Raw genomic sequence first — 5,304 nt, 5'->3', positions numbered from 1 at the left:
CCGTAGTCTAATTTGTTTTGTTCTTCGGTTACATTGTCGAATAATGAAATTACAACAATAATAACAGATAGGATTACAAACAGAATAAATGAAAGCAGTAAAAAATGCGGCCAGAAATCGTAGTCATCTTTCGGGAACACCCATAAATAAAAGACTCCAGTACCTAAACTAATAATTGTACCAACTGACAAAATGAAGTTGGCAGCTTTACGGGTGGTGCGTTTCCATAGTACACCAAACAAGAAAACGACAGCCATTGGCGGCGCAATAAAACCTAAGATAGCTTGAAAAACATCAAATAAATTCAATCCTTTTATGCTATCAATTGCCAAAGCAAAGATCACGGCAATTGCTGCCCCAAGGACGGTTACCATTCGACCAATGTAAACGATTTCTTTTTGATTGGCACTCGGACGAAATTTCTTCACATAAATATCCATGGTAAAAACGGTACTGAGAGAATTGAGTGCAGAGTCAATGGTACTGACCAAAGCTGCAATTAACACAGCCATCACCATCCCGATCATTCCGGATGGGAGAAGACGGGTAACCATCGTCATATAAGCCTCGTCAGGGTTCGAGAGATTTGGGAACAGCACAAAACACGTAATTCCGGGAATAATGAAAAGTGCCACATCCAATATTTTCAGCCAACCTGTAAAATTAGCCCCAAGCTGTCCTTGTTCCAGGTTTTTAGCTCCCAGCACCGATTGCACCATCGATTGGTCGGTACACCAGAACCAGACTCCCATTACGGGATACCCAAGCACAATAGCCAGCCACGGGTAATTCGCATCGTTCATTGGCAATAATAAATTCCAATAACTACCGGGGGTGTGCTCAAAAACAGCCATTGGTCCTCCCGCTTTCATAACACCAACGACGGTTAGGATCAGCGAAACAGCAATAAGCAGCACCATCTGGAAAACATTGGTATAAGCAATTGCTTTCAGTCCACCGGCAATCGTAAAAAAGCCGGCAATACAGACCAGAATGATCACAGAAATCCACAATGGTAAATCCAGAATTTGCCCTACGAGTATTCCACCGGCAAAAAGCGTTAGTGCTAACCAGGAAATTAATATGGTAGCAAGGGTGTACCAGGCCAGAATGGTGCGCGTCGATTGTCCAAAACGCTTTCCCATAAATTCGGGAAGTGTTTGAACATTAGCCCCCAGATAACGAGGCGCAAATACCAAGCTTAGTAAAAGAATAAACACAAAGGCATACCAGCCAAAGTTTCCGGCAACAATACCGGTTGTATATCCAATACTGGCCGAGGCAATAAGCATTGACGGGCCAACATTGGTTCCCCACATGGTTAAGCCAATGCTTGACCAGCCTAATGTTTTTCCGGCAAGGAACAGGTTTTCATCTTCATCTCGTTTTTTTACAAAACTGACCCAATAACCGATTCCAATAAGTACAATTAAATAAATAACGACAACAACGAAATCGATTGGGTTCAGGTAACTATAAATACTCTCCATTTTAAAAGTTTAGGTTTAATTAGGTAATTTTATTTGTTTAGTCAGGTAATCTTGTCTAGCAGGTCTTTCACTTTAACGGGTTGTCCGGTTTTCAGTGATTCTTCCATGGCTTTCATTACGGCCACAGTACCAATCCCCTCTCGAAGATCCGGGTAAGCTGTTTCTCCACTTTCGAGGCAATCAGCATAGTATTCCAGGTAATTTTGGTATTCTCCGGCATGATGCGATTTTCCTTCAAACCGGAAATAATGCTTCAGTTTATGCTCCCAGGTGATGATACGCTCCTCCCCTGTTTTATCGGTGATCGCGTAACGCAAATCCATATAATCTCCTTGTGAACATCCTTCAGTACCACGAAGAATACAGGTCATTTCGCTTTCACGTTGAACAGGTTGAATCGGGCAGGTATAGGTTCCGCTTACGCTGGCAATACGTCCGTCTGATGCTTTAAAAATGAAATGCATTGTATCTTCATTTTTTAGCCCTCCTGCTTGTCCGTTTGAACTAAGCATGCCGTAGCCCATCACCTCCTCAATACCGGGTAGATACCAGCGTACCAGGTCAACGGGGTGACTAAGTCCACCATAAAGCCACTTAAAGCTTTTTTCCAAAGACCAACCTTTGCCCAGGAACCAGCGATGATCAGCATTGTAGTTAGCCTCAATGGTTACCAGTTGGCCAATTTCTCCAGCCACAAAGTCTTGCCGCTGCTTTTTCATTGGCTCAAAGAATCGAGAGCTTTGACCAACAAAAACCTTCTTGCCCGTTTCCTCGCTTATGCGCAATAACTCAGCAGCATCGGCCAAATCATCCAGCAACGGCTTCGTACAAACAACATGTTTCCCGGCTTGCAAAGCCATCTTAATATGCGTTGCATGCAAATGATCCGGTGTATAAATGCCAATTACATCTATTTCCTGATCATCCAGCATCTCCTGGTAATCAAGTGTATAATTTTCAAAATCGAACTCCTTGCAGCGTTGCTGGCACAAGGTCTCATTTCGGTCGCAAATGGTTTTCAATTGCCATTTTTCACTCTTCAGGGCTGCCGACATCGTGCTTCGGCCTTCCCCTAATCCCAAAATTCCAATTCGAAGCATATTCTTTAGTTTTCAGTTAAAAGTTTATAGTTTCAAGTTTTCAACGATACTTTTCTACGATTTTAAGGGCAGCCTCAATATCCCGTTCATTCTTAAAATCAACATTGATATGCAATCCCTGGTTGCCAACATTATCCAACAAAGGCTCCAACTCATCCAAAGTGACCCAGTTGGCCATAATTGATTTTCCACCGGCCAAAATCCGTTTATAAAGATCGTACCAGCATGGATCTCCTCCCTGCGGTTCACCAACTCCGGGAGTCCATTGAATCGCATTTAGCTCGTCAATTTCGAGTATAGCATCCAGGTGGCGCTGAGCTCCCACTCCATCGAGATGATAAAGCGTATAATCAATTTTCGAACATTGTTCCTTGATATAGGGCAAAACGAACTGGCGGTAATCATCTTCCGAGATCATGATTGAAATGTCAGATTGTAGTTTGGAAACCCGTCCCGGAGCCCACAAAGAGAAATAGCAGAAAGTACTCTCGTCACCCTCGCGGATGATATCGTAAATCCGGTCGTAAACCTGGAAATACACGTCATTGATTTGCTGCAACTGCTGAGCGAGTTCTTCCGGCTGCATAATCATATCCATCAATACGTCCTGTGTACCACGAATACTGGCCAACACATCCAGCCCTTCTACTAAATCGGGACAACCAACATAGTAATTACCCTTCGCATTAGTTTTACAGGCCTTCAGCAGATCAACATGAAGTTTCCACATCGGGTGATTTTCATTGAATGTGAGATCCATCTCTGTTCCCGGCTTATGGCGAATCCAAATGGTATCATCACCACCGTCTAACTCGGCACCCATCAATGCCGCCAGCGATCCCGGGCCCAGGTGTGTGTTGGCAACAGGAGGAATATCGGCCAGAAACGAACTGCGCGAAAGCTGATAATTTAAGTTATCAGCCCGCCATTGCGGGTCGAACCAGTATTGTTTTAAATCTTTTGCAGGTGTTGGTGCTGCAACCGCAGCATGAGGTGATACACCTTCCTGTAAGTGTTCCCACATACTTAGAACAATACCTTTACCATGCCACCAATCGGTATAATGTTTTTTCGATTCTTCCCAGTTTGCTTTCCAGGTTTTCATAGTTTATTTTGTTTGATTCAGGTTAAATTTCGTTTTTCATATTTAGGACCGGAGCCAACAAGCTACTTCCTAATCCGGCATAAGTATCATCGAATTTCAGTTTGACCGTTTTAGTCAGGTCCATCTCATCCGTATTGCTTACAGGAAACGGATAAACCGAAATTTCGGCTCCCTGCTTCACCCAAACCGGCATTTCATCCAACGGACATTCAAAATCCTTCAGCCATTGGTTACCCTCAAACTGCAATCCGCTAAACAGGTTGATCCAGCTTCCATCCGGTAAGTAGACTGATCGTTTGTTATCACTATTCATCACCGGAGCAACGAGCATATCATCACCGAAATAGTATTGATCGTCGATGTGCCAGCACATTTTATCATCAGCATGATGGAAGATTAATGCCCGCAAAACAGGATATCCGGTTTGAGAGGTTTTCTCGCTTTGCTCCAGCAAGTAAGGAATTAACGCATAGCGCAATTTCAACCATTTACGTACAATATCGGCAACAGCAGGAAACTCGTAGGGCTCTCGTTTGGAAGTTCCGTGGTAACGCAGGTGCGACGAGAGAACACCAAACTGCGTCCAACGCACATACAGGTCATCAGGCACAACTGAGTTCATAAAATCTGGCACACTGTGGAAACCAGGCACATCGTGGCTCCAAAAGCCAAAGCCTGACAAACCGAAATGCAAACCGCCTTTCAACGAACCGGCTAAACCATCCCATGAGCAGGCAGAATCACCGCCCCAATGCAAGGGATATCGCTGACAGCCTGACCAACCGGCCCGAGCCCAAACAATCCCATCACCGGTTACTTCCTTGGTCACCTCATAAGCGGCCTTTTGGTAAAGCAACGCATACAAATTATTCAACTTAGCCGGCTCCATTCCATGATATTTAGCCTGCATATGAATGTCTTCGCCAAAATCGGTTTTGATACAAAGCACACCCAGTTCCAATAATTCGCGCAGCAGATTTTTATACCATTCAACAGCTTTAGGATAGGTAAAATCAATCGTTCCGGCATAATCGAGAGCACTGAAATTGGAGCCTCCCTGCTTTTCCGATTTTTCCAACAAGCACATGTACTTATTTGCTAAAGCTTCATCATGTTGCTCTGCATCGGCAGCAATATAGGGCATCTGCCACAAGCTCACTTTGTAGCCATTCTTCCGCAGATTCTGCACAAATCGCTTGGGATCGGGAAAACGCTCCGGATTGAACTTCCATTCGCAGAGCCAATCGGTTCGAAACCAGCCGGTATCCAGATGAATAACATCACACGGGAAATCTTCCTGACGCATGCGGTCACAAATTGTATTCACCTCCTCTTCGGAGAAATAAGTCATTCGGCTCATCCATGTTCCGAAACTCCACAAAGGAAGCATCTGCGGAAAGCCGGTGAGACAGCGATAGTTGTATAAAATCTCCTCGGGAGTATCACCACCAATTAAGAATACATCCAGCAAAGGTTCTTCGCTCATTAGCTGAACAGAACGACTGGAATGATCGGCCACGGAGAATTTAGAATGCGCCGTGGTATGCATAAAAATACCGTACTTTCGACTCGACAGCAGGAATGGCACATTCTTATAAGTTCGACGGTT

At 44.3% G+C, this 5,304-nt stretch carries 4 protein-coding genes; all 4 read right to left on the bottom strand.

Annotation, left to right across the window (positions count from 1 at the left end; all coding sequences use genetic code 11):
- The coding region (locus tag AC37HE_RS16400; protein ID WP_500784111.1) for a sodium:solute symporter family transporter at positions 1 to 1,490 on the bottom strand (1,490 nt) is incomplete at its 3' end.
- A 41-nt stretch (positions 1,491 to 1,531) separates the two neighbouring features.
- Positions 1,532 to 2,590 carry a Gfo/Idh/MocA family protein gene (locus AC37HE_RS16395; RefSeq protein WP_500784110.1) on the bottom strand — a complete coding sequence of 353 codons (1,059 nt, stop codon included), beginning with the start codon at positions 2,588 to 2,590 and terminating at the stop codon, positions 1,532 to 1,534.
- Positions 2,591 to 2,630: 40 nt separating this feature from the next.
- Positions 2,631 to 3,695 carry a hypothetical protein gene (locus AC37HE_RS16390; RefSeq protein ID WP_500784108.1) on the bottom strand — a complete coding sequence of 355 codons (1,065 nt, stop codon included), beginning with the start codon at positions 3,693 to 3,695 and terminating at the stop codon, positions 2,631 to 2,633.
- Between the two features lie 22 nt (positions 3,696 to 3,717).
- The coding region (locus AC37HE_RS16385) for a glycoside hydrolase family 31 protein (protein WP_500784106.1) at positions 3,718 to 5,304 on the bottom strand (1,587 nt) is incomplete at its 5' end.

The organism is Mangrovibacterium sp. (assembly GCF_059905295.1).
The sequence above is the reverse complement of the archived record's forward strand: the minus strand, read 5'-3'. Positions and strand labels throughout refer to the sequence as shown.

Coding starts and splice junctions, on each gene's coding strand:
- AC37HE_RS16395 (WP_500784110.1), bottom strand. CDS start 2,590: ATGCTTCGAATTGGAATTTTGGGATTAGGGGAAGGCCGAAGCACGATG.
- AC37HE_RS16390 (WP_500784108.1), bottom strand. CDS start 3,695: ATGAAAACCTGGAAAGCAAACTGGGAAGAATCGAAAAAACATTATACC.